The organism is Gemmatimonadota bacterium (assembly GCA_009838845.1).
In the GTDB taxonomy this organism is placed as follows: Bacteria; Latescibacterota; UBA2968; order UBA2968; family UBA2968; genus VXRD01.
In genome coordinates this window covers 25,322-50,219 of sequence record VXRD01000045.1, presented here as the reverse complement: position 1 = coordinate 50,219, position 24,898 = coordinate 25,322, and the positions used below count along the sequence as shown (strand labels likewise).

Here is a 24,898-nt window from a genome sequence, read left to right as displayed (position 1 = left end):
AAATTGCCGATCAGTTTTCCATGAGTGTGACCGAACTGAAGCGGATCAATGGGTTGAGGTCGAATAATATTTATCCCGGACAAAGGCTTCGCACGCGTTCTTATACTGTTCAATCGGCTCGCTCCCGTCCATCTTCTGGCTACGTAGAAATGGACTATGTGGTGAGAAGGGGGGATACGCTTTCTAAAATTGCCGCACAATATTCTATGGGCCTGACCGAACTCAAGCGGAGCAATGGTATCCGGTCGGATCGCATTTATGTGGGCCAGAGGTTAAAGATACAGACTCGGTTAACAAAGATCACGATGGATAATGGGCCGTATTATTTTTCTCGTCCCAAAGCCGCTGTGCAACGCAGTCGGAGATATCGAGAAGTGCCCCCCAAAAAGCCGATTGAAGATTATCGGAGTGCCCGAAATTTGATGGGCGTGTTCAATGCCAGTATTAATTCTGATATGCGTCGAGATGGCAGATCATTGAAAGGCTGGCGCATTGTGCTCGACCCGGGGCACGGTGGACGCGACCCGGGTGCTATTGTTTCCAATTTAGATGGCAATAATCGTTCGGTTTATGTGGTCGAAGACGAATTTGTTTACGATATTGCGTTGCGTTTGTACCAAAAACTGAGGCTTGCAGGTGCCGAGGTGGAGATGACGGTGATTAGTCCAAATCATCTCATTCGGGAAAATAATCCGCCTGCAAGGACGTTTGTACACGAACAAAACGAAGTCTATAACGATGTAAGTGTCAACAGAAGAAATAGTTTTTCAGTGCGTCCGGGGCTTGACAATATTGTACAAAGGGTAAAAATAGCCAACCGTTTCTTTGCAAGGCGCGGGAAGACTCTGTTTATATCCCTGCATGCAGACAACACTCCCAATCGTCCAGAGGGTCCTCTGGTTATTTATTGGAGCAGGCGCGGGAAGATCGATTCCCGGTCCCGGTCATTTGCGCGGATTATGGAAAGGGCACTCGATCTGCCAGATATGCCCGCTCAAATTGGGGGGCGGAATCTGGCGGTGTTGCGGGGCAATCTGGCGCAGGCAGAAATTCTGGTGGAGATACGCAATGTACACCATAAAGGCGAAGCATGGGCATTGCGTTCTCACAAGATACGCGATTCAGATGCGGATCGCATTTTTCGCGGGATATTAAATTACGCGAAGAGGCGGTAGGACGAATAGACGAATAGACGAATAGACGAATAGACGAATGGCAGTACATACTGATTTTGGGAGGATGGGTGGGGTTCGTAGATTCGCTGATTCGTAGATTCGCTTATTAAGATATTACGGAGAAAATCGCTTTAGGCGCAGGGCATTGGTGACAACGGAGACAGAAGAGAGGGCCATAGCAGCTGCGGCGAGCATGGGACCACCCAGGGGATTGAGCAGGCCCAGCGCAGCAACGGGAATTAGAAGGGTGTTGTAGGCAAATGCCCAGAAGAGATTTTGGCGAATGACGCGCATGGTTTGCCGCGATAGCCGGATAGATGTGGCTATGGCCGATAGGTTGCCCGACATGAGGATCATGCCCGCGCTTTCTATGGCGATGTCTGTGCCCGAACTCAGGGCGATGCCGACATTGGCCTGGGCGAGTGCAGGAGCGTCGTTGATGCCATCGCCAACCATGCCCACGTTTATATTTTGGTCCTGGAGTTGCGCGATTTTGTGAGCTTTGTCCTGGGGTAGAACTTCGGCAAAGACCTGATTGATGTTGAGCTGTTGCCCAATGGCTTTGGCCGTGCGCTCATTGTCGCCTGTCACGAGGGAGACTTCAAGGCTCAGGTGCTGGAGGTCATGAACGGCTTGCGCGGCGTCGGCTTTCAGGTTGTCTGAAATGGCGATGAGGCCCGCGGGCTGATCATTGACGGTGACGAATACGGCGGTTTTGCCCTCGGCTTCGAGTTTTTCGGCTGGATATTTTGCGCGGTCAGATATGGTGCGTGGGTTGCCGAGCACGACGCGCTGTCCGTCAATTGTGGCGGCGACGCCAACGCCTGGTCTGGCTTCAAAATCTGTGGTTGGATGCAGGGAAAGGTTGGCTTCTTGCGCGGCGCGAACAATGGCTTCGCCGAGGGGGTGTTCCGATCCTTTTTCTGCAGAGGCTGCGAGTTTGAGTATGTGATCGCGGTGATAATTTTCTGCGGGGATAATATCGGTGACAGTGGGTTTGCCCTCTGTTAGCGTGCCTGTTTTGTCCAGGACAATGGCATTGAGGCGGTGTGCATTTTCGAGCACATCGCCTCCTTTTATGAGGATGCCGAGTTGCGCGCCCCGTCCTGTGCCGACCGCGATGGCAGTGGGGGTGGCCAATCCCATTGCACAAGGGCAGGCGATGATGAGGACGACCACGGCATTGATGAGGGCGGTTTCGATCCCAAAGTCAAAGATCCACCACAGGGCGCAGGTCAGCAGGGCGATGGCAAAGATTATCGGGACAAAGATGCGGGCGACGCGGTCGGCGAGGTGTTGTATAGGTGCTCTGGACCCCTGTGCCCGGCGCACGAGGTCGATGATTTGAGACAAGACTGTATCGGCGCCGATCTGTGTTGCCCGGAAGATAAAACTACCGGTTGTGTTGCGCGTGCCGCCTGTGACTTTGTCGCCTAATTGTTTGTCAACGGGTAGGGATTCCCCCGTGAGCATGGATTCGTCAATTGCGGATTGTCCATTTTGTATGAGGCCATCAACAGGGATGTTTTCACCGGGCCGAACGCGAATGTGATCGCCGACCTGGATGTGTTCAACGGGCGTTTCAACATCCCGGCCGTCGCGGACGATGTGGGCAGTTTTGGGTCGCAGGTCGAGGAGTTTTCGGATGGCGGACGATGTTTGACCTCTGGCGCGCGTTTCGAGCAGACGACCGAGCAGGACGAGTGTAATGATCATGGCAGAGGTGTCGAAGTAGGTCTGGATATTCTGCATGTCGAGTGGGGCAAAGATTACCGCAGTGCTGTAAAAATAAGCGGCGAGGGTTCCCGCAGCTATCAGGCTGTTCATGTCGGCTGTGCGATGGCGCAGTGCAGCCCATGCCCCTTTGAGAAAACGCCAGCCACATAAGAATTGGACCGGTGTGGCCAATGCAAAGAGCAATATGTGAATGTGATGGGGGGGGATGTTTGCACCCCACATGGTGCGGGTCATGCCCGTTGCCATGATGAGTGCAGAGAGGATTGCGGCGACTGTGAACAGATAACGCAACTTGCGATATTCGATTGTGCGTTCGATTTGTTCGGCGTCTTCGGAAATGTGAGGAGAGGCTTCGTAGCCGGCATTGGAGACGGCGTTCAGGAGCACATCTGTCAGGACTGCTTTGTGATGAACCGTGGCCTGATGGGTGGCAAAGTTGACCTGGGCATCTGCGACGCCGGGAACAGTTTGGAGGGCATCTTCAACCCGCGCCACACAGGCGGCACAACTCATGCCTTTGATGGAGATGGTCAGGGTTTGCATGGGGTGTTCGGTTTTTGTCATGGGCAGTTGTGAAAGCTATTTTAGTTTATTTGAGGTTTTCGGGGTTTAGCCCTTTGAGGTCTTCTACGACAAAATGCCCGTCTTTGCGAATGCACTCGTCGTCGAAGTAGATTTCTCCTCCGCCGTATTCGGGTGTTTGGATAAATACCATGTCCCAGTGTACGGCAGAGCGGTTGCCGTTGTCGGCGTCATCGGGATAGGCATTTCCGGGTGTAAAGTGGAATGAGCCCGCTATTTTCTCGTCGAAGAGGATATCGAGCATAGGCGATGTGATATAGGGGTTGAATGCGATGGCAAATTCACCAATATAACGCGCGCCTTTATCGGTGTCGAGAATATCGTTGAGTTTATCGGTGTCATTTGCGGTCGCGTCGATGATTTTGCCCGCTTGAAAGGTCAGTTTGATATCTGAAAATGTTGTACCGCGATAGATAGTGGGAACGTTGAAATGGATGTGACCGTTTACTGAGTATTTCACCGGTGCAGTAAAACACTCGCCATCGGGGATGTTGCGAAGTCCCGTACAGGGTCTGACTGGTATGTTTTTGATGCTAAAGGATAGATCGGTATCGACTCCGGTGATGCGCACGCGCTCGGTTTGTTCCATGCGTTTTTGGAGGGGTACAACCGCTTCGGCCATTTTGCCATAGTCGAGCGTGCAGACGTCAAAGTAAAAATCTTCAAAAGCTTCAGTACTTTGTTGCGCCTGTTGTGCCATAGAAGGTGTGGGCCATCGCAAGACTACCCATTTGGTATGCGGCACGCGGATAGCAAAATGCACGGGTTTGAGCCAGTGTTTTTCGTAAATATTCATCGCGGTGCTGGATACATCTGATAATTCTGAGATGTTGCGGCTACCGCGCAGACCGATATAGGCCTGTACGCGCTTCATTCGGAAGGCTTCGTAATCGCCTGCTTGTTGCATGGTGGCGACATCTCCTGCATGGATGAGTTCTCGTTGGATGCGGTTGTTTTTCATGGATACCAGGGGAATGCCGCCGACTTCGCGCACTTTGCGAATGAGTGCAATGATCATGTCTTCGGGCATGTCGTAGCCTTGAATGAGGACGGTTTCGCCCGCTTGTAACTTTGTGGAATGGCGAATTAGGACATCGGCGAGTTTTTCAAGTCGGGGATCTTGCATAAAGTTTCCTTGGGATGATCGCGGTTGATGTTGATATAAATAGAAAAATAACACATAATATGTTTGTAATCCATATTTTTTACAGAAAGTTGTAGGGGCGGTGTTCCCGTGCCCGCCCGTTGGGTAGATCACATGAAATTCAGACCGTGTATTGATTTGAAAGATGGTCGGGTTGTACAAATCGTGGGGGGCACGTTGCGCGATGGGGATGCCCAGCACACGGTGACAAATTTTGAAACCGAACGCTCTCCTGCGGATTATGCACGGCTGTATCGCGAGGATGGATTTTGGGGCGGCCATGTGATTGCGCTTGGGCCGGGCAATGAAGCGGCGGTGTTGGAGGCTCTGGAGGCGTTTCCCGGGGGTCTGCATATGGGTGGGGGTATCACGCCACATAATGCGAAAAAATTCTTGCGTGCGGGTGCAAGCCATGTAATTGTGACGTCTTATGTTTTCCGAGATGGGCAAATTGATATGAGGCGGTTGGATGAGATGATACAGACTGTGGGTAGAGGGCGTTTGGTTCTGGATTTGAGTTGTCGAAGGCGCGGTGATGATTATGTTGTTGTAACGGATCGCTGGCAAAGATTTACGGATGTGACTGTCGGCGAGGAGACTTTGAGTGCGTTGGCAGGCTATTGTGCTGAGTTTTTGGTGCATGGGGTTGATGTTGAGGGCAAACGAGCAGGTGTAGAAGAACCTCTGGTGGAATTATTGGGCAAATGGTCACCCGTGCCGGTAACTTATGCAGGCGGGGTGCGAGAGCTATCGGATATGCACCGCGTCAATGTGCTGGGCCAGGGGCGGGTAGATCTGACTATTGGCAGTGCGCTGGATATTTTTGGGGGCGATGTGGCGTATCGAGATGTTGTGGCGTGGGCGTGGGGGGAAAAGTGAGATGGATCGGTTTAAGGATATCGGAGAGTTCGATTTTATTGATCGCATTACCGCGCACGCACAGCGCAATCGGGTTCTGTGTGGGATTGGAGATGATTGCGCTGTTATGGCTGCCGGGCAGGCGCGCGTGCGATTGGTGACGGTTGATGCGATGGTTGAGGGCGTACACTTTGTGCCACAGGCACCGCCAGAAGGTGTGGGGTACAAATTACTGGCTGCGAGTTTGTCCGATGTGGCTGCTATGGGAGGGAAACCAACGGATGCGGTTGTGGCGGTTAGCGCATCGGGTGATTGTGATGTGGGTTATGTGGAGCGTATTTACAACGGGCTTTTTGCCTGTGCAGATCGGTTTGATGTGGCTGTTGTGGGCGGTGATACAACGCGCACGTCTGGTGCGCTGGTTTTGAGTTTGACGCTTACGGGTGAGATGGCGCGAGACCAGGTGTGTTATCGGTCTGGCGCACAAGTGGGTGATGCTGTCTATGTATCGGGGACATTGGGCGATGCTGCAGGTGGTTTGGGGCTGGTATTGGGTGATGTCGATCTGCCAGGTGAGGTGCGAACCGCGTTGTTACAAAGGCATTATCGGCCTGAGCCTCGGTTGGATTTGGGGCAGGTATTGGCGGAGACAGGTGCGGTGACAGCGATGATCGATGTGTCGGATGGGGTGGCTTCGGATTTGAGCCATGTTTGCCAGCAAAGTGGCGTGTCGGCTGTGATTCGGGCAGCGACGATTCCCATGTCGCTGGCGTTTAAGAAATTTTGTGAAGTCAGTGGTGAAGAAAAATTGGATCTTGCTCTCACTGGAGGGGAAGATTTTGAGCTGCTATTTTCTGTGTCTCACACACAGGTCGATAAGGTCGAAGCACTGGCAGAACAGTATTCTATTTGTCGCATTGGCGAGGTTGTGGCTGGCGATGGTCGTGTGATGATAGAAGATGAGGATGGCAAGCGCGTGCTATTGGAGCAGTTGGGATATGATCATTTTGGGAGCTAATTGTTGACCACGCGTTGTCGCTGGCGTTTTTTTTCTGCACGCTGGCGTTTTTTTTCCAGGCGTTTCTCGATCGAAGATCGGTTGGGGCGGGTTTTGATGCGCGGTTTGCGCTTTTTGTTGCGCTCGTTCAAGCGGTTTTGCAAACGTTCGAGGGCGAGTTGTTTGTTGCGGTGTTGTGAGCGGTGTTCTGTGGCGATGACCGTAATACCCGTGGGTATGTGGGTCGCGCGTACGGCGGTTTCAACTTTGTTGCGATGTTGACCGCCGGGGCCAGACCCGCGCATAGTTTGAAATCGGACATCCTTCAGGAGCGCGTTTTTGTCGGTGTTTTTAGACATTTTAACATAAAAAAATAAGCGGTCAGTTTTTAACGATCACCCAACGAGACGTGATGGCGCAAAACTGACCGCTGAATTTTAACGGCCTCTCAGGCGAGTCCTGCACGGCGAAGGGCGTCGGCCATGGCATTGTCGCTTTGAGACTCTTGCGTTTGCTTGGATTTGAATGCGGCCATGTCCTCAATTTCAGCCGTTTGCCTATCTCGTTCTTCAACGGCGCGCATTGAGAGTGAAATGCGTTTTTTACCCAAATCGATTTCGCGGATCAAGGTTTTGACTTCTTGACCGACTGAAACGACTTCGCTGGGGTTTGAGATGCGTTTTCCCGAGACGAACTGCGAGATGTGGACCAGCCCCTCAATACCGGGTTCAATTTCGACAAAGGCACCGAAATTTTGGATTGAAACGACTTTGCCGGTAATGATGCTGCCCGATTGGTAGCGCTCTGCTACCGTATCCCAGGGATCTCTTTCCAGTGCTTTGATAGAGAGCGATATGCGCTCATTTTTTTTGCCCAGATTCTTGAGGCCGATTATTTTCACGCGCACTTCTTCGCCTTTTTTTAGGACACTGCGCGGATTTTCTACACGGGTGTGGCTGATTTCCGAGACGTGTACCAGACCTTCAACTCCTCCGAGGTCAACAAAAGAGCCGAAGCGTTCTATGCGTGTAATGGTTCCCGTTCTTTCTTCACCTTCTGAGAGTTTTTGGCGCATCTCGTCGGCTTTTTTGCGATTTTCTTCTTCCAGATAAGCGCGGCGTGAAACGACGACATTGTTGCGTCCTCGCAGTTCAACAATTTTGAAGTTGTGGGTTTGGCCCGCATACGAAGCCGGGTCGTCGCAATATCCCGTGTCGATTTGCGACATGGGGCAGAATGCGCGAAGGCCGCCGATATTCACCACAAGGCCTCCGGTATTGAAGCCGGTGACTTTGCCGGCGATGGGCATGTCGTTTTGATGTGCTTGACGCAGGAGTTGACGACTGGAAACGCGCAACGAAAATGCCAGGCGTATTTCGCCATCGGTGCTGGCGACAAAGGCTTCGATGGTATCGCCAGCCTTGTATTTCAATTCGCCCGATTCGTCGCGCAGTTCTTGAATGTCTATTGATGCTTCACTGCGGCCGCCAAAGTCGATAAAAGCTGTGGAGTCACCGATTTCGCGGATCGTTCCAGTGACTTTATCGCCAGTAGAGACCTCGCGATAACTCTGCTTATCGCTTTCTTCGAGTAATGCGGCAAATTCGGTATCAGGTGTGTCTTCAGCGTATTTTTTGTCGAGTTCTTCGACAGTGGGCGCGTCGTCTGAAGGGGCATTGGCTGGTGTATCGCCAGCCGTTTCGCGTGTTGTTTCGGGGGTGCTCATAGTTTATGACCTGTGGAATCGTTTTTGAGGGACGGGGGTTGTTAGACAGAACAAATAATTTATAAAGGATAAAAAAAATAAGCAACCAAATTTTCCTTCTCAGGCGAGCGTTTAAATTCATCTCGATCTTGTGCCTGCCAAAAAAAAGTAACATTTTGGTCTGTGTGATGTGTTAAAAAATAAAGCGATGGGTTGTTTATGAATGTCGAATTGTTATATCAAAAATACGGTCCTATGGTGTTGCGTCGCTGTCGGCGGTTGTTGCGAGATGAAGATCGCGCCATGGATGCCATGCAAGATGTTTTTGTGCGGGTATTGCAACGCCGGGATCGTCTGAAAGCGACCTATCCGTCGAGTTTGCTGTATCGCATTGCGACCAATGTGTGTTTGAATCGCATTCGCGATCAGCGGCTCGATCTGCCGGGTGATGAGAAGTTGATACACATTGCTGGGATTGAAGATCTGGAATCGCGGTTGGATGCTCGGGCGATGCTCGACCGGCTTTTTGCCCGGCACAGAGATTCGACGCGAACAATTGCGGTTTTACATTTTGTGGATGGTTTCACATTGGCGGAAGTCGCTCGGGAGGTTGGGATGTCGGTTTCTGGAGTGCGAAAGCGGTTGCGGGGGTTGCGAGAATCGCTGGAGAAGTTGGAGGATCTATGAGGAGACAACGCGGTGATTGGAAACTGGAGCGTTTTCGGCTGAATGAACTGCCGGAAGAAGAGATGAGAGCTGTTCAAAGGGCGCTGGATGAGGACCCGGATTTGAGGGCGCGCCTGGAGGCATTGGAAGGGTCAGATCGAGAAATTCACGCGTCCTATCCGACTGAGTGGGTTGCGCGGCAGGTTGCGCGCCGGTCGGAGAGGCGAGGGGTGCCGAGTATATCGCGGTTCGGTCCGCGTTTTGCATTGGCCGCTGTGATTTTGCTCGCCGTTGTTTTTTCGATCTTTTTACCGGGGCCTGAAGTGCCGCCACCCTGGGATCGGAAAGGGATGGATGGCATTCGGTTAAAAGGCGTAAAGCCGGATTTGTTGCTATATCGAAAAAGGGCGTCTGAGATTGAACAATTGTCGGATAGCAGTGTGGCTTATACAGGCGATTTGATTCAGATTTTTTATCGCGCGGCGGGCAAGCCTTTTGGGGTGATTGTGTCTGTGGATGGGCGCGGCACTGTGACGCGGCATTTGCCCTCATCGGGAACAAGTGCCGTGCGCTTGATACAGGGCGATCCGGTGTCTCTGGATTATTCTTACGAACTGGATGATGCTCCAAAGTGGGAACGGTTTTATTTTTTGACAGCAGATATGTCTTTTGACGTGCGCGATGTGGCACAGGCGGCAAAGGGTGGTCCCGATTCATTGAGGGTGGGAAGAGAATTTGAGCAGTTTGTCATTACGCTTTACAAAGGGGGCAGGTGATGTTGCGCCGATGGGCAGTACTGTTGGGGATCGGTCTGCTGTTATGTGCTCAGGGAATTGAGGCAACACAGGTTGTGCGGCGTTTTGTGTTGGCGGCTGGCGCAAATTTTGGTGGGGTGAAACGCACACCACTGCGTTATGCCGTATCGGATGCAAAACATTTTGCTCGTGTTTTAGAGATGATGGGTGGGGTTGAATCTGAGGATCAATTTTTATTGGCCGAGCCGAGTTTGGAAAATTTTAAACGGGTTTTGATGGATTTGCAATCTCGGGTTATAAAAGCATCCCAATCGTCGAGTCGCATCGAAGTTGTCCTGTATTATTCGGGGCATGCCGATGAAAATGGGTTGCTGTTGGGAGAAGATCGGTTGACCTATCGCGCTTTGCGCGATGCAATGAATAGCGTTCAGGCGGATGTGCATATTACTGTGCTCGATGCGTGTGCTTCGGGCGCTATTACGCGCCTGAAAGGCGGGCAAAGGCAAAAAGCCTTTATGGTCGATACGTCGTCGGATATGCGGGGGTATGCGTTTTTGACTTCGAGTTCCGAAAATGAGGCTGCACAAGAATCGGATCGCATTCGCGGATCGTTTTTCACGCATTATCTGGTGTCTGGCTTGCGGGGTGCAGCAGATGTGACCGGTGATGGTAAGGTGACACTCAGCGAAGCGTATGCGTTTGCATTTCGCAATACGCTGAAGCGAACCGAAAAAACTCAGGGAGGGGCGCAGCATCCGGCTTATGATATTAAGATGACGGGTACAGGCGATGTGGTGATGACCGATGTGCGAGAGACGTCGGCGAGTTTGATTTTGTCGGATGAGTTGAATGGCCGATTTTTTGTGCGCAATTCGCAGGAGCAACTGGTGGCAGAGCTGGACAAGACCGCCGGGCAAACGCTCGAGTTGGGATTGGAACCCGAGGTTTATGACATTCATTTTGAACAGCGAACGCAATTGTTGCATTCAAAGGTCGCGTTAAAAAAGGGTGAGCGGTTTTTGCTTGAGGATCGGCATTTTCGCTCTCAGGTGCGCGAAAAAACCACAAGCCGAGGGCCTGCGTTGAGGAAGCCAGCAACCGGGACATCTGCCCGCTATCCACACAGGCTATCCGGCAGATGGCGTCTTGAACGCAGCAGGGGTGCATGGCAACTGGGGGATGATAGCAAAGTCTGGATTTTTGGATTCTGGCCCACAGAACATGTTTCGATCAATTATTCTCGTTCGGGATTTTCGTTTGCTGACGATGAAAAAAAAGCAGGCGTGTCATCTGAGCTGGTCAGTCTGCGTATTTATATGCCTTTGAATATGTGGCGTTCACCTCTGCGCCCTTATGCCGAAGGAGGCGTTGGTCGGTACACGGGTAAAGTATTGGATGAGAATGTCGATGAAGTGAATGGGTTGTATTGGGGTGGTGGACTGGATGTGCCGTTTATGAAGTTTTTTGTTCTGGGTGGACGCATAGGCTATAATCGGTTTGTCGAGCCTTTTGCTGTGCCGGTGGATGGGCAAACGGACTATAGTGGGATGGAGTACAGCGTGGGGTTGGGTTTGTTGTTATTCTGATCGGAGGAGAATATGTGCCGAATGATTTTGTGCGCGAGTGTCATTTGTTTTTTGATTTTTGGAATCGCGAATGCACAACAAGATATTTCCAGTCATTTGGGTTATGTGGAGGTTAAATCACTGGATGTATTTGAGTCCAAAGATGTCACTGCGGATGTGTCTATTGGACAATTGATGTTGAAGCAGGTCGCTGAAAGGGTCAAAAGTAAAAATAAAAAAATTGGTGAAGCCCTATCAGATCTGAAGCTGGTGCGTGTGCATACTCTGTCGGTTGATGAGATTGCAATGCGTATGGACAAAATTGCGCGATATTTAGATGCGATGGGTTGGGAGATAACCGTTCAGTCATGGAAGAAACGCGAGCGCGTGTCGGTGTATTTGCAGAAGGAAGCAGATGCTGTTATTGGTCTGTTTGCAATGGTCCATGATCGCAAGGCTGCCACTTTAACGCTGGTCAATGTGGTTGGCGTTGTTCAAATTGATAAAATGGGAACTGTTGGTCGGGAATTAGAGGTGGAGGCGTTTGATCGCATTGCTCGTTTATTGCCCGGATATAAACCGTCTGTCTCCCACATAGCACACCACCGCCTGGGTTCCTGGAAGGCGCGTATTGCTCCATTTTCGAATATTTGGCGCATTGATCACGAAGATTTTTTGGTGCGTTACAATCGGGTGGATGGCGTTTTTATTGGCTGGCGATTGCCATTGAAATATCGCACTTCGCGCGGGGTGGCGCACTATGGCGAAGTGGGTTATGGCTTTGGGAGTAATCGGTGGGATTATCAGGCTGGTGCTGAGTTTTTTACTTTTTCTGGTGCGTCAAAGGACAACATGGTCGCGCTGGGTTTTGAATTGCACGGGTTGACAAATACGCAAGATAATTGGCGTATTGATGAGATAGAAAATTCGATTTTTGCCTTTTTGTTGCGACGCGATTTTAGAGACTATTATCGTCGGGAGGGGGCCAGTACTTATATTTTTCGGGATTTTGACCGCATGGTAGAGGTTCGAGGACAGGTGGGTGTAGATGTTTTCGAGTCGATGCCCAATAGCGTTTCCTGGAATCTATTTGGCGATCGATGGGGTAGCCGGATGAATTTTCGACCCAATCCAGAGATTGAGGCCGGGCAAATGCACAGTGTAATGGGTACACTACAGTTAGATAGTCGTGCGAGCCAACGGTCTCGACAGGGATGGCGTTTAATGGCACAGGCTGAGAAAGCAGGTGGTATTTGGGGAGGCGATTTTGATTTTGAACGCTATATCCTGGATGTGCGCCGCTATCAGTATGCGGGGCGTGGGACCCAATTGAATTTGCGCGTTCGCGCGGGTACTGGACGAGGACGTGTGCCCGTGCAATTTCTCTATCGTCTCGGAGGTCCTTCTTCGCTTAGGGGTTATGGATTGAATGCTTATGAGGGAGATCGCATGGTGCTGTTTAATGCGATTTATTGGGTTGATGGCGAAGCTCATTTTAGGGATGACTGGCCTTTAGATGATGTTGGCATCGGTGTATTTTTTGATGCGGGTAAGGCGTGGTTTTCGGATAGAGGGCCTGTTGAAACACGGGTTGTAACGAGTGCGGGATTTGGATTAAAGACCGATAATTTGCGCGTGTTTTTTGCCCGGCCACTGGATGCAAACGATCTGGTTGATTGGCGGGTTTGGGTGCGGTTTCGGCGGGCGTTTTAGATTATATCACGGATGAGGAGAGAGGTCCAAAGGAGGAAGAATTGCAATGTTTGGTCGCGTTTTGGCTCTTATGATGGTACTCTGTGTTCTGATTGTTCAAGATCTGTATGCGGTAGATGGCGTGCGGCGGTGGGTGCTGGCTGTGGGTGCCAATGATGGCGGGGCAAAGCGCGAGACCCTGCAATATGCTGTCTCTGATGCTCAAAATTTTGTGCAGGTCATGGAAACAATGGGTGGGGTTGATGCCGGTGTTTTGTTATCCGATCCGCGCGTTGACGATCTTGAGATGGCTTTGCACGTATTGCACAATCGGGTTGCATCTGCGGAAGCAGCGCGGCGAGAGGTCATTATCTATTATTCGGGACACGCCGATGAAAATGGCCTTAGGTTGGGTGAATCGCTTTTTTCCTACGTACGCCTTCGCAATGCAATGGATAGGATGGAAGCCGAAGTGCATATTGCTATTTTGGATGCCTGTGCTTCTGGTGCGATTACGCGATTGAAGGGCGGAAGACGACAAAAGGCGTTTATGGTGGATGCGTCGTCGGATATGCGGGGGTATGCGTTTTTGACGTCGAGTTCAGAAGATGAAGCGGCGCAGGAGTCGGATGCGATTGGGGCGTCGTTTTTTTCGCATTATCTGGTGTCGGGATTGCGCGGTGCAGCAGATGTGACCGGGGATGGGCGCGTCACGTTGAATGAAGCCTATCACTTCGCGTTTCAAAATACATTGGAGGGCACGGAACGCACACGAGGAGGGGCACAGCATCCAGCTTATGATATCAAGATGACGGGTACGGGCGATGTGGTGATGACGGATGTGCGACAAACGTCGGCGGGACTGGTTTTGGCGGAGTCGCTTCAGGGGCGATTTTTTATTCGAAATGCCAATCGACAGTTGATCGCAGAGTTGTTCAAGCCCGCTGGACGGCGCGTTGAGTTGGGTTTGGAACCCGGCACGTATCGCGTTCACATGGCCCGTGAGATTCAATCGGCTACAGCTTCGGTCGAATTGGCGATGGGACAGCGCGAGATACTTGACGAAGATGATTTTGAAATTGTTGCACGAGAACGTACCACAACTCGGGGCGGGATTAAATATAGCGTAAAGCGCTCTCGGATCGAATTGCGCGGCGGATATTGGAATCCAGTTGGAAGATCTACTACCAGCACAGGCGGATTGGCGCGGCAAAGTGTAGGGAGCGGATTGGTACAGCAGAGTGCAGAGAATGTGATGGGGGCTGTCGCTTATATCTATCAGCTCAAAGAAAATCTGGCTTTGATGGTTCGATGGGCTGGGTTGATTGCAGAGATCGAGCAAAATGTGGGTGTTATAGGCATATCAGAGGATGCCGTCGTTGTTATGCCTCTGCTTTTTGGTGTAAGGTACTACTGGCCTCTGGCACCATCCCCTTTTCGCCCTTATGTTGTCGCAAGTGCGGGGTCCTATTTTTTATCAGACACCTCTCAAAAAGTTGGTATAGGACGAGATGTACCAAACGTCGATATTGAGGCGGAAGGCGTTAGCGTTAAGGTGCAAGAAGACGATGAGGGGCGAACTGTCAACGTTCAGGCTGATCTTGAAAAGCTAAATCTCGACTTGACTACATCGAGGATCGTTCAAGAAGGTCGTATTCAAGCCAGTTTGGGAGCTTATATCGGTGGTGGTGTTGATTTTGCCATCGGAAGGTATTTGATGCTCGGCGCAAGCGCGGGCTATCATCTGATTGCAAATTTTGCAGAGCCAATAAGAGGTCGTAGAAATTTCAGCGGTCCGGAATTGAGCTTTAGTTTGAGTTTGTTGTGGGGGAAAGATGTGGGAGCGGTCAAGAGTATTCGCAGATAAAAGGAGAGAGGTTTTTCAAATAAGTTTTTTGCTTTAACTCATTCCTATCAACAGAGCCGTCATCGCGGCATGGTTTTAGCCGCGATCCAGAACTCACGCCTTTTGCAATACATACGAGATCTGATTTTATGGCGAAATATATTGGTTTGGTTTTTGTGGGATGTTTGTTGATTGCGCAATCTGTGGAAGCCGAGACAAAAAATACGCGGCAATTCGGTATTGGTCTCGGTTTGTTTTTGATGCGTAGTAAAGATAATTTGGCTTCTCCATTTACTTACAATGGAGATGGCAAGGGATGGCTCATCAAATATCGCGCTCAAAATGCCAAACGCCGTCATCACATATCCCTGATGTGGGATACTGGGCTTCTCACATCGTCTCTTACCCGAGGGCACAATCACAGGGTTGAGCTAACTCGCATTCAAGTAAGATACGCATATCACCGCTCCTTTCGGTCTGATTCGTCTGGTCGTCTGCGGTTGCATTGGGGTGTTGTTCAACAGGCATTTATTCATTTTCGCAGACAATTTTACTTACAATCTGGTCGTGAATATTTTGGTGAATTCGTCGGTTCGGTTCAGCCGTCAATCGCATTGCATTTTGAATGGACAGACAAATCATCTCTATATTATGACCTGTCTGTACCCGCGCTTGTGTTCTTATGGCGTCATACCTATGGCATGGGTGAAAGCGGAGACTTCGATACAACAAGTCTACACCAATTTTTAAGCGTGGAACACAATCTTGTCTGGACGCATCATCTTTCTAATAGATGGTCTGTCCAGATACAATATTGGGGACAATTCTATCGCTATACGGAACCGCGTCGTGTGCAAATCGGCGTTGATCAACTGAGTGGGTTGATCAACTGGAGGTTTTAGACGTGAAGATTTGTCTGCCAACATTCTTCATTTTTATCCTCCTGGGCATAGGGTGTAGCCGAACCATTACCAATTCTATTCCAGAAAACACACCCGAAAGCAATTTTGAATACCTCTGGCAAGAATACGACCATTTCTACGCTGCATTTGAACTCAAAGGCGTTGACTGGGATTCGGTTTATGCCATCTATCGCCCACAGGTCACATCGCAGACAACAGATGAGGACCTATTTCTCATTATGAGCAATATGCTCGCAACACTCCGGGACGGGCATGTAAATCTTTATACCCCTTTGGGAGATTATTCATACACTGCCTGGTGGGATCAATATCCACGCAATTACGACAGCGAAATTTTACGCATTCAATATGGTATCGTGAGACGCACAAATAATCCCATACAATATCGCTTGTTGGATGAGCAAATTGGATATGTGCATATCAGCAGTTTTAGCAATTATAGTGGTGGCAATTGGGGACGAGACATCGAAATCGCACTGAGAGAAATGGGTAATATACAAGGACTCATTGTCGATGTTCGCAACAATGGCGGAGGCAGTGGTCGAAATGCAAAGGATGTTGCTAGCAGATTTGCAGATGAAGAGCGATTGTTCAGGCATGTTCAGTTTCGCAGCGGACCCAATCACGACGATTTTACCCAGTATTTTTCCGATAGCTTTGAACCCAAAGGCAATATCACATTTACCAGACCAGTCGTCCTGCTCACCAACCGTCGTGTTTTTAGCGCGGCAGAAGCCTTTGTGCTTATGATGCGTACTTTGCCCCAGGTCACAGTTGTTGGTGACACAACGGGAGGGGGTTCGGGCAATCCCGTGTATCGTGAACTACCCAATGGCTGGACTTTTCGTGTTCCGCGGTGGCAGGCATTTACGCCCAACTTTGAACCTTTTGAAGGTGTTGGTCTTGCACCCGATGTTTGGGTTTCGACGCCAGACGCGCTTTTGGAAAGTGGAACGGACCGCATTTTTGAAACAGCGATTGAGATATTAGTAAAAAAATGAAAGGAGGAATTAACTCCCTCTGAAACTTTTCTTCATTCTCGTTGCGTCTCCAGTTAAATGTTATTACAATTTGTTGAATTTTCAGATTGTCAAAATATTTTATTGCACCGCGACAAGAGGGGAAGGAAAACATGTCACAAAATAATTCTGCTATTGATCCGAAACTCGTCAACCAATTTGTCCAAGATGCCCACGGCGACTTCGACAGTGTAAAAAAGCTGCTTGAGAAAGAACCGGCACTCGTCAATTCTTCCTGGGATTGGGGAGGCGGCGACTGGGAAACAGGACTGGGCGCAGCAGCACACATGGGTCGCAAGGACATTGCCGAGTTTTTGCTGAACAAGGGTGCGCGTATCGATTTGTTTGCGGCGGCCATGCTGGGCAAGCTCGAAATCGTACAGGCGGTGGTGAACGACAATCCCGCGGTTGTAAATGAAAAGGGGCCACACGGGATTGCGCTGATGATCCATGCCAAAAAGGGAGGCAAGGAAGCCGCGGAAGTTGTGAAGTTTCTGCAGTCTGTTGGCAATTCGGTCAAGAAGATGGTTCGTTAATCAGGCGGCGGACGACTTCGGCGGGGTCGCCAGTGAGGGCGAGGAGATCCATTTGCCGTTGCGCCCAGGTGGGTTGGTGAGCCATGTCGAGGACGTGTTTGAGATAGGGTACGCAATTGAGCTGTTCGGCCATGGGGAGCAGTTTTTCGACGAGTTCCTCGGTTATTTGTGGGACGGATTTGAGGTTGTGAGAGGTGGAATCGACCAGTTGTGCATCGATGCCGTACCGCGAGGCATGCCATTTGTTTTGACGGATGAGCATGGGGTGGCTGTCGTGTTGATAGATTCCCCGGTCGATTTCGTCGGACAGGTTGCAAATTAAACACTGTACGAGTGCGACCAATCCCAATGTGTCTTCGAGAGTGCCGGGAATGTCGCAAATGCGGACTTCAACGGTGCCAAATGCGTGGTGGGGACGCACGTCCCACCAGATTTCTCGGATGGATTCGATATAGCCAGTGTCGATGAGGTGGTTGATGAGCCAGACATATTCGCTCCAGTTGCGCATTAAGGGGGGCAGCCCAGCGGTGGGGAGGCCCTCCATTACTTTTGATCGCCACGAGTGCAAGCCCGTGACCCGACCTTCCCAGAATGGGCTGTTGCAAGATAGCGCCAGCAAGACGGGCAAATAGCGCAGTATTCGGTCGCAGATCATTATGGCTTTGTCGCCGCTGTTGACGCCTACGTGTACGTGGAGGCCAAATGTGACCAGTTGCCGGGCGGTGTCCTGGAGAAGGTTGACGAGGCCCATGTATCGGTCATTGGGGGTGATTTTTTGTTCGCGCCAGGTGGAAAATGGGTGTGTGCCCGACCAGTAGAGTTGGACATTCTCGGCGGCCGCTACGCTGGATAGCGTCTGGAGTTTGGGCTTGAGGTCGGCTTCTACATGGCTGACACTTTCACATATATCGGTGTTGATTTCGACATAACACTGCATCAATTCGGGCTTGATTTTGTCGGCATATTCGTCGGGAATGCGATTGAGAATCGCGGCATTTTTGCTGCACAAAGCCATGGTGTTGGCATCGACCAGAGCCAGTTCTATTTCCACGCCGAGGGTGGGTTGATTACTGGGATTAAATTCAAGTCGGGTCATGGCAAGCTCCATTCTTTTTTCGCGATGGATCGAAGTAGTTGACGACGCTGCGCGCGAGTATTTTGGCGCCTATGACCAGGGCGCGTTCATCGATGTCGAAGTCGGGTGCATGCAGGGGCGGGGCACTCCCCCGGGCGGGCATGCATCCCAGGCGAAATAGGCTGCCGGGCACATGGTCGAGATAATTGGCAAAGTCTTCGCCCCCCATGCTCGGTCTGGCGATGGTTTGAACGTGTGTTTGGCCCAATAGATCGATGGCATTTTGGCGGATCAGTTCGGTGAGTGTGGGGTCGTTGTTGACCGATGAGGGACCGGTGAGAAAGCGAACATCGATTTCCGTGTCGGTGAGATTGGCTATGCCATGGGCAATCTTGAGGATGTGGTCCATAGCATGGGCTTGAGAACTGCCACTGAGGGTGCGAAGGGTGCCGCGAAGCAGAGCCTGGCCGGGTATGACGTTGGGATTTTCGCCTGCAGAGATATGCCCAATTGATATGACAATCGGGTCGTAGGTATCTACATTGCGAGGCAATGATTGATAGAGTGCAGTGATGACCTGAGCGGCAGCGACGATGGGGTCTCGTGTTTCCCGGGGGCGCGCAGCATGTCCGCCTCGGCCCTGGATACAAATTTCTATTTCGGCACAATTGGCTGTGAGCACGCCCTTGCGTGTGCCCACGGTACCTGTTGGACGCGAGGGATCGAGGTGAAGACTGAGCAGGCCACAGACGTTTTTGAGGGCACCAAAGGCGATCATGTCTTTGGCGCCGCGATTGGTTTCTTCAGCAGGTTGAAAGATGGCGCGCCAGTGTACGGGCCACGGCAATACCCGGTCGCATTCCAGAAGGCCCAGAACAGCACCGAGCACGGTGGCTGTATGACCATCGTGTCCGCAGGCGTGCATCACGCCTGGTACGCGGCTGCGGTAGGGCGCGTTTTTGGCATCTTGTATGCGAAGTGCGTCGATATCGGCTCGCATGCCTATACGCGTTTTTTCCAATGTGTTGTCGGCTATAACGCCACAGCCTCTGGGACCCATCTGTATATGGCATCCGGTCTGTTGTAATAATTTGACTAGATAGCGCGTGGTTTCCACTTCGCGACCGCTGGGTTCGGGATACATGTGTAGATCGCGGCGGACGCGTACAATTTTTTTGCGTTGAGCGTCAATGGCACGGTCGAGTTTTTGCATCCATTTGTTGGGCATGTCCCTTAAAATAGGGATAATTTTTTTTTGCGCTATAAATTGTTTCGGTCGGTTCGTCTGCTCCTGAATGCCTATTTCCGCTTGACTTCGCGCCGTGTATGGTTGAAATTAGACGGGCATTTTAAGTTTGTAGGTTAAACAATCGGGAGATATTTCCAAGGAGTGTGTTATGTGGCGACGACAAGAAGTGCATCGCGAATTTTTCTGGGTAGGACTCGTTGTAGGCCTTGCTCTTGGTGGCCTTGCTATTCTGGGATTGTTTTTGGGAACGGAAGCGGGGCGAAATACGCGCTCGCGCCTGGGAGAGGCCGTTCAACGGGTGCGCACCCGCTTTAATGGTTCCGCAAAATCTCAGGAATCACCTGCTGAAGCGGGATATATAGATTAGAAGAATTTCAGGATGGGTGTGTTTCTGGATTGAACGACCCGAATAGAGAGGTGAGACGCGAGAAGTAAGACGCGAGAGCGTTTTTACTTCTTGCGTTTTTGTATCTGATGAATTTGCTTTCCAAACCCGATGGCTATCCCATTTATGCCGTTGTGGAAAATGTTCGTTCACTGTTTAATGTGGGCGCGATTTTTCGCTCGGCAGATGGGATTAATGCATCGGGGATTTATTTGACGGGGTTTACGGGATGTCCCCCGCGCAGGGAAATCAGTCGCGTGGCGTTGGGCGCAGAAGAGGCCGTGCCCTGGCATTATGAACGGGATACGGAAGAGGTAATTGGCGATTTGCGCTCACAAGGTGTTCAGGTGGTTGCATTAGAGCAAACGCCAGATAGTGTCGATTTTCGAACCTTTTGCTATCGCTGGCCGGTGGCTGTGGTTTTGGGTCATGAGGTGACGGGCGTGCGTCCCGAGACACTGTGTTTGTGCGACGGCGTTGTACATATTCCAATGTTGGGAACAAAAGTGTCTCTAAATGTGTCTGTAGCTACAGGGGTTATGCTTTATGAATTGTTGTCCGTTTTTGAGGGGCAACGAGATAGGGAGTGATATGCTTTTGACTTTTGGACTGTGGCGTTGAGCGGACTGGCTACCGACAATTGAGAAAGGACTTATCCCGATGAATTTACGCTTTTGCGCTGTGCTGTGTATGCTTATGGCCCTGAACGGAGAGGAACTGCGGGCTGAAACGCGCGTGTTCTGGGTGGCTAACGGCCCTATGGGATCGGATTTTGATGGCGATGGCAAGGTGACGTTTACCGATTTTTTGCATTTTGTCAATAATTTTAATGCGGATCCTGAGGTTGAGAGTTATGATCCTCGCACGGATTTGAATGAGGACGGGGTCACGAATTTTAACGATTTTTTGGCATTTAGTGCTTCTTATGGTGAATCGCAGACACCTGCTGAGCCGAGCGGAGATCGATATATTATTTATGTGGCGGACATAGATGATAGTTCGGTTATGGCACTGGATTCCGATTCACATCTGATAATCGATTATCTGCCCTATCGCGGTCCGGGTGGAGTTATAGTGTCTGCGGATCAGCAGTCGATTTATGTGGCGGAGGTGTTTGGATTTTTCAAGATGGACACGCGCCATCAGGTGGAGTTTAGCGTGCCTGTTGAATCGCGGGGCAAAGCAGTGCTGAGTCCCGATCAGACGCGGGCTTATGTGGCCGATCAAGTGCAGGACCTGGTTCGCGTGGTGGATGTGGTGAATGGCGTTACCATAGATTCTATCCTGGTGGGCAATCGACCAATTGATGTCGCGCTCTCGCCCGATGGCACAACGTTGTATGTGGCAAATCAAACCGATCGAAATGTGGTCGTTGTGGATCTGGCAACGATGACGGTTACAGCGAGGATAGTTATCGGTGATATTCCGTTAGAGATTTCAATTACGCAGGATGGCGCGCGCGCTTATGTAACAAATTATAGTCGCGGTGTGATTTCTGTTTTAGATCTCAATACCAATCAGGTGGTGGGTGCGCTTCAGATTGATCAGGAGGGTTCGTTTGGCGCAGAATTTTCGCCCGATAAAAAGTTATTGTACGTAAGCGCAGTGGGCGTGTTGTTGGAAATTGATGTGGAGCACAATTTGATTGTTCGCACATTGCGATTGGGGAATGATTCGACGATACTCGGGGTTTCGCCCGATGGCTCTCGGGCTTATGTTGCAACGCTTGTGCTACAGGCTGGAGGACCGGGACTTACGGTGGTGGATTTGAATGAGTGGCGGATTCTCGGTCGGTTACGGGGGTTCTTTTATCCGAGGGAAATCGCGTTTCGGACTGTGCCGAGGATGACGGGATCTCAGTGAGGTAACCTGCAATTTGATCTATGGAGAAAGCGGCCTTAATGGTCGCTTTTTTTATTTGGTATCAGCAGGTCGAGACATTCTGACATGAGGCGATTGATGCGTTCAAATTCGCGTTGATCTGTCAGTATTTCGCGAGGGGGCTGAATATAGGGCGCTTCGACGATTTCGTGCCCACAGTTATCGACCAATGCCCGGGCTGCGTTGGGCGTTGTTTCCAGGTGGAATTGCAATGCGAGGATCTGATTGCCTACCGAGAATGCCTGATGCTTACAGGCACGGCTTTTGGCAAGGTGCGTTGCGCCAGTGGGGAGGTCATAAGTATCGCCATGCCAGTGAAAGACTTTGCCAGCCTGTGCGAGTAACAGCCCGATTTTTTCATGCGTTTGCACGCCTTCAATGGGAAACCAGCCGATTTCTTTGTGGTCGTTGGGATAGACTCTGGCTCCGAGTACGTCGGCTATGAGTTGGGCGCCCAGGCAGACGCCGAGTATATGTGTACCGGTATCTATTGCCTGTTTCAAAAAGTCCTTCTCTCGTATGAGCCAGGGATAGTCGCGTTCGTCATAGACACCCATGGGGCCTCCCAGGACGATCAATAGGTCAATTTCATCGGCTGATGGCAATGCCTCGCCGGCAAAGAGGCGCGTGCGCGAAATCTGAGCGCGACGCGCTTTTGCCCAGGATGCAATGCTGCCGAGGCCCTCGAATGGCACGTGCTGGAGATAGTGCAGTTTCATGATTTCAAGAAAGGTCCACGGGTTGTTGTGTTCTGATGGACTCGTAAATGGCGTCCATTGTTTTCATATTGCCGATGCTGTTTTCGGGCGGGATGCGGTGCGGCTGCCCGGTATCGAGGCAATCGCATAGATGATGGAGCTGGTTCAGGAATTGAAAGACGGGTTCAAATTCATGGGTTTCAATGCCATCGCGGGTGTGGACCTCAAGGGTCGTGGGCTGATTTTCGTTGTTCCAGGCGCGTTCTGTTCGCAACATGCCATCGATGCCGGAGATTTCAAAATATTGTGAGGAGGCCATTTTGAAGCTAAATGTGAGTTGGGCAGTGACCTGATTGGGAAATTCGTAGATGGCGATAATCGTTTCATCCACTTCTCGACCAAATTCTCCCGTGGCATAGACGCGGATGGGGTCGGCGTTGGCTATGAAGCGGGCGTGATGGGTATTGTAACACCCCAGATCATAGACCGCGCCTCCGCCTTTTTCTTTGTTGAAACGCCAGTTGAGTTCGGGTTTTCGGCGGTCGTCTGAAACGCCCGTGCAAAAGGTGCTGCGAATGTTGCCCAGGGTTCCGATTTTTCCACTGTCGAGAATTTCTTTGGTTTTGAGATGTAAGGGGTGATGGCGAAATTTGAAGGCTTCGGCGAGGAGGATATTGTTGGCTTTGGCGCAGGCGACCATTTCTCGGCATTCTGCAGCGGTTTGTGTGATGGGTTTTTCACAGAGGATGGCGCGAACTTTTTGCGATTTCGCAATTTGATTGCTCAGGCTGGCGTGAAAGCGGCCCCATGTGCAGATGATGGCGATGTCGAGGTTTTCGTTGTCGAGCATCAGGTCGAGATCGGTATAACCTTTTCGGACGTCAAATTCGCCGCGGTATCTCTCAACTGCTTCGGGCAAGACATCGCAGACTGCAACGATTTCTGCGCGTTCAGATTGTGCCGCCGCCCGACCATGAGCACGCGAGATACCGCCAGCACCAACAATTCCAATGCGATAGGACATGTAAAACTCCTGAAAAAAAGACCTCAGGCCAACACACCCAAAATATGTCGCGCAACAGATTCAGCCAGTATGGCAGAGCCTTCTTTTGAAAAATGCACATTGGCGGGGAGTTGTATATCGTCAAGGCGTTCTATAGCGTATGTGTAGAGGTCATGTGTGGGAATGCCGTGTGCAGCCATGACTTTTTGTGCGATGGCGTTGTATTCAACTTCGTCGCCGGGTTTGCGAAAGGACGCGCCTTCGGGAACCGGTGTGGTGGCACACCAGATCAATTTGGCACCGGTTTGTGCGAGGCGTTTGACCAGGGTGTCGAGGTTTTGTTCGTATTGGTCGTCAGGCACCTGGTGTTGGCCCTGCGGTGGATCGACGCGCTCACCCTGTTCTGTCATATAGACGATGTCGTGTAAGCCCCAGTTGAAGTGGATGACATCCCAGGAACCGTCACCGAGCCAGTTTTCGATTTCCTCTACGCCGCGCTTTGTCGGTCCGCAGTTGGTGAGCGGGCGGTGGAGATTGGCTTTGCCTTTGAGCAGTTCGCGCACGGGCACGGTATAGCCAATGGAGATGGAGTCCCCTATGATGAATACGCGAGGAAGGCCGGGGTCATCTTCAATGGGTTCAAATGCTGGGTTATTCACGTGGTTCTCCTTTGAGTGACGTCGAATAGTGATCGAGGGTCATGTCAAGGGCGAGCAGGTGTACTTTAGCTCGCCTATCCATAGGCCAGTTGGATGATGTTTCAGTGATCATGACGTGGTCGGCATGATGGATATAGACATAAGAGGTAAAACCGCTTTCACCCCAGGCGGGATCGACTTGCAAGACGCCCTCTGCAAGCGGGATATCGGTTTCAGCGGTATCCGCATCCAGGGGGCCGATTTTTTTTGCCCGGTGCGCGATGGCTGGCGCCAACCACGCGCTATCGCGTTTGCCTTCGTAAAAATAAGTACCTGTTGCGTCGTAATCTTCGTGCATGTCGAGAAAGACGTCAAAACGATATCCCGCAAGCTGCTGTTTGACAAGGGTGGATTCGGGGACTTCGTTTTTGAAAGCGCGATTGATGTCTTCACCCTGGATATTTTCTCGCTGGTTGTTGACGTATCCAGAAGGGTTGACACAGGGTAAAACGACGATGTGAAAGTGCTGGATTATATCTGCGAGATCGCGTTCGAGAAATTGAAGGATGGCTTCGACGCCCGCGGGTTCATCGCCGTGTACACCTGCCGAGAGGAGAATATTCGGTTTTGATGGCGCGGGTTTGCCAATTGTGAGGCAATGAAAAGCATAACCGTGAATATGACCAATGATGCGATGGGCAATGTCGGGGTGCGCGATATTTTTTAAGCGGTTTTCAAAAGTGGCGTAGTCTGGCATGGGATTAATCGG

At 51.0% G+C, this 24,898-nt stretch carries 24 protein-coding genes; 14 read left to right on the top strand and 10 right to left on the bottom strand.

Annotated features, from left to right (window positions below; genetic code table 11):
• Nucleotides 1-1,175 (top strand): LysM peptidoglycan-binding domain-containing protein (locus F4Y39_07060; protein MYC13474.1); only part of this gene is annotated, 1,175 nt, incomplete at its 5' end.
• A 114-nt stretch (nt 1,176-1,289) separates the two neighbouring features.
• Here F4Y39_07060 and cadA read toward each other — a convergent pair.
• Both cadA and F4Y39_07050 read right to left on the bottom strand, forming a co-directional pair.
• Nucleotides 1,290-3,455, bottom strand: a complete 2,166-nt coding sequence (cadA, locus tag F4Y39_07055) for a cadmium-translocating P-type ATPase (GenBank protein ID MYC13473.1) — start codon at nt 3,453-3,455, stop codon at nt 1,290-1,292.
• A gap of 46 nt (nt 3,456-3,501) precedes the next feature.
• The gene (locus F4Y39_07050) at nt 3,502-4,620 is read right to left on the bottom strand and encodes an aminopeptidase (GenBank protein MYC13472.1); all 1,119 of its coding nucleotides are present in this window, start codon (nt 4,618-4,620) and stop codon (nt 3,502-3,504) included.
• Nucleotides 4,621-4,752: 132 nt separating this feature from the next.
• On the opposite strand from F4Y39_07050, the gene hisA reads away from it, so the two are divergent.
• Both hisA and thiL read left to right on the top strand, forming a co-directional pair.
• Nucleotides 4,753-5,517 carry a phosphoribosylformimino-5-aminoimidazole carboxamide ribotide isomerase gene (hisA, locus tag F4Y39_07045; GenBank protein MYC13471.1) on the top strand — a complete coding sequence of 255 codons (765 nt, stop codon included), beginning with the start codon at nt 4,753-4,755 and terminating at the stop codon, nt 5,515-5,517.
• A complete protein-coding gene (gene thiL, locus F4Y39_07040; GenBank protein MYC13470.1) occupies nt 5,471-6,514 on the top strand; it encodes a thiamine-phosphate kinase in 1,044 nt (347 codons plus the stop codon). Before hisA ends, thiL begins: the two co-directional genes overlap by 47 nt.
• Here the strand turns inward: thiL and F4Y39_07035 are convergent.
• Nucleotides 6,511-6,852 (bottom strand): peptide chain release factor-like protein, encoded by a 342-nt coding sequence (locus F4Y39_07035; protein ID MYC13469.1) that lies wholly within the window; start codon nt 6,850-6,852, stop codon nt 6,511-6,513. The two genes, thiL and F4Y39_07035, sit on opposite strands and share 4 nt — an antisense overlap.
• 89 nt (nt 6,853-6,941) lie before the next feature.
• The gene (gene rpsA, locus F4Y39_07030; GenBank protein MYC13468.1) at nt 6,942-8,219 is read right to left on the bottom strand and encodes a 30S ribosomal protein S1; all 1,278 of its coding nucleotides are present in this window, start codon (nt 8,217-8,219) and stop codon (nt 6,942-6,944) included.
• 192 nt (nt 8,220-8,411) lie between these two features.
• On the opposite strand from rpsA, the gene F4Y39_07025 reads away from it, so the two are divergent.
• From F4Y39_07025 to F4Y39_06990, 8 genes are all read left to right on the top strand, one after another.
• Complete coding sequence (locus F4Y39_07025; GenBank protein ID MYC13467.1) at nt 8,412-8,885, top strand: sigma-70 family RNA polymerase sigma factor; 474 nt, start codon at nt 8,412-8,414, stop codon at nt 8,883-8,885.
• Nucleotides 8,882-9,640, top strand: coding sequence for an ActD-like protein (locus F4Y39_07020; GenBank protein MYC13466.1), 759 nt, complete (start codon nt 8,882-8,884; stop codon nt 9,638-9,640). The genes F4Y39_07025 and F4Y39_07020 overlap by 4 nt, the downstream gene beginning before the upstream one ends.
• Nucleotides 9,640-11,205, top strand: a complete 1,566-nt coding sequence (locus F4Y39_07015) for a caspase family protein (GenBank protein ID MYC13465.1) — start codon at nt 9,640-9,642, stop codon at nt 11,203-11,205. The genes F4Y39_07020 and F4Y39_07015 overlap by 1 nt, the downstream gene beginning before the upstream one ends.
• A 12-nt stretch (nt 11,206-11,217) precedes the next feature.
• Nucleotides 11,218-12,897 carry a DUF4252 domain-containing protein gene (locus tag F4Y39_07010; protein ID MYC13464.1) on the top strand — a complete coding sequence of 560 codons (1,680 nt, stop codon included), beginning with the start codon at nt 11,218-11,220 and terminating at the stop codon, nt 12,895-12,897.
• A 46-nt stretch (nt 12,898-12,943) separates the two neighbouring features.
• Nucleotides 12,944-14,743 (top strand): hypothetical protein, encoded by a 1,800-nt coding sequence (locus F4Y39_07005; protein ID MYC13463.1) that lies wholly within the window; start codon nt 12,944-12,946, stop codon nt 14,741-14,743.
• A 128-nt stretch (nt 14,744-14,871) separates the two neighbouring features.
• The gene (locus tag F4Y39_07000; protein MYC13462.1) at nt 14,872-15,624 is read left to right on the top strand and encodes a hypothetical protein; all 753 of its coding nucleotides are present in this window, start codon (nt 14,872-14,874) and stop codon (nt 15,622-15,624) included.
• A 2-nt stretch (nt 15,625-15,626) separates the two neighbouring features.
• Nucleotides 15,627-16,646 (top strand): S41 family peptidase, encoded by a 1,020-nt coding sequence (locus F4Y39_06995; GenBank protein MYC13461.1) that lies wholly within the window; start codon nt 15,627-15,629, stop codon nt 16,644-16,646.
• 131 nt (nt 16,647-16,777) lie between these two features.
• Entirely contained in the window at nt 16,778-17,200 is a 423-nt protein-coding gene (locus tag F4Y39_06990; protein ID MYC13460.1) for an ankyrin repeat domain-containing protein, read from the top strand.
• On the opposite strand, the gene F4Y39_06985 is transcribed toward F4Y39_06990, so the two are convergent.
• Nucleotides 17,181-18,296, bottom strand: coding sequence for a YbdK family carboxylate-amine ligase (locus tag F4Y39_06985; protein ID MYC13459.1), 1,116 nt, complete (start codon nt 18,294-18,296; stop codon nt 17,181-17,183). The two genes, F4Y39_06990 and F4Y39_06985, sit on opposite strands and share 20 nt — an antisense overlap.
• On the bottom strand, nt 18,283-19,503 hold the full coding sequence (locus tag F4Y39_06980) for an amidohydrolase (GenBank protein ID MYC13458.1): 1,221 nt from the start codon (nt 19,501-19,503) through the stop codon (nt 18,283-18,285). Before F4Y39_06980 ends, F4Y39_06985 begins: the two co-directional genes overlap by 14 nt.
• 169 nt (nt 19,504-19,672) lie before the next feature.
• On the opposite strand from F4Y39_06980, the gene F4Y39_06975 reads away from it, so the two are divergent.
• From F4Y39_06975 to F4Y39_06965, 3 genes are all read left to right on the top strand, one after another.
• Nucleotides 19,673-19,891, top strand: a complete 219-nt coding sequence (locus F4Y39_06975) for a YtxH domain-containing protein (protein ID MYC13457.1) — start codon at nt 19,673-19,675, stop codon at nt 19,889-19,891.
• Between the two features lie 107 nt (nt 19,892-19,998).
• Complete coding sequence (locus F4Y39_06970; GenBank protein ID MYC13456.1) at nt 19,999-20,499, top strand: RNA methyltransferase; 501 nt, start codon at nt 19,999-20,001, stop codon at nt 20,497-20,499.
• 70 nt (nt 20,500-20,569) lie between these two features.
• Nucleotides 20,570-21,772 carry a hypothetical protein gene (locus tag F4Y39_06965; protein ID MYC13455.1) on the top strand — a complete coding sequence of 401 codons (1,203 nt, stop codon included), beginning with the start codon at nt 20,570-20,572 and terminating at the stop codon, nt 21,770-21,772.
• 35 nt (nt 21,773-21,807) lie between these two features.
• Here the strand turns inward: F4Y39_06965 and F4Y39_06960 are convergent, their stop codons facing one another.
• Genes F4Y39_06960 through F4Y39_06945 form a run of 4 tightly spaced genes read right to left on the bottom strand, consistent with a single transcriptional unit; the run spans nt 21,808 to nt 24,886 of the window.
• On the bottom strand, nt 21,808-22,509 hold the full coding sequence (locus tag F4Y39_06960) for an amidotransferase (GenBank protein ID MYC13454.1): 702 nt from the start codon (nt 22,507-22,509) through the stop codon (nt 21,808-21,810).
• Between the two features lie 4 nt (nt 22,510-22,513).
• Nucleotides 22,514-23,512, bottom strand: a complete 999-nt coding sequence (locus tag F4Y39_06955) for a Gfo/Idh/MocA family oxidoreductase (protein MYC13453.1) — start codon at nt 23,510-23,512, stop codon at nt 22,514-22,516.
• A gap of 23 nt (nt 23,513-23,535) precedes the next feature.
• Nucleotides 23,536-24,183: an SGNH/GDSL hydrolase family protein gene (locus F4Y39_06950; GenBank protein ID MYC13452.1), complete on the bottom strand. Its 648-nt coding sequence runs from the start codon at nt 24,181-24,183 to the stop codon at nt 23,536-23,538.
• The gene (locus tag F4Y39_06945) at nt 24,143-24,886 is read right to left on the bottom strand and encodes a M14 family metallocarboxypeptidase (protein ID MYC13451.1); all 744 of its coding nucleotides are present in this window, start codon (nt 24,884-24,886) and stop codon (nt 24,143-24,145) included. Before F4Y39_06945 ends, F4Y39_06950 begins: the two co-directional genes overlap by 41 nt.
• Nucleotides 24,887-24,898: the final 12 nt, after the last annotated feature.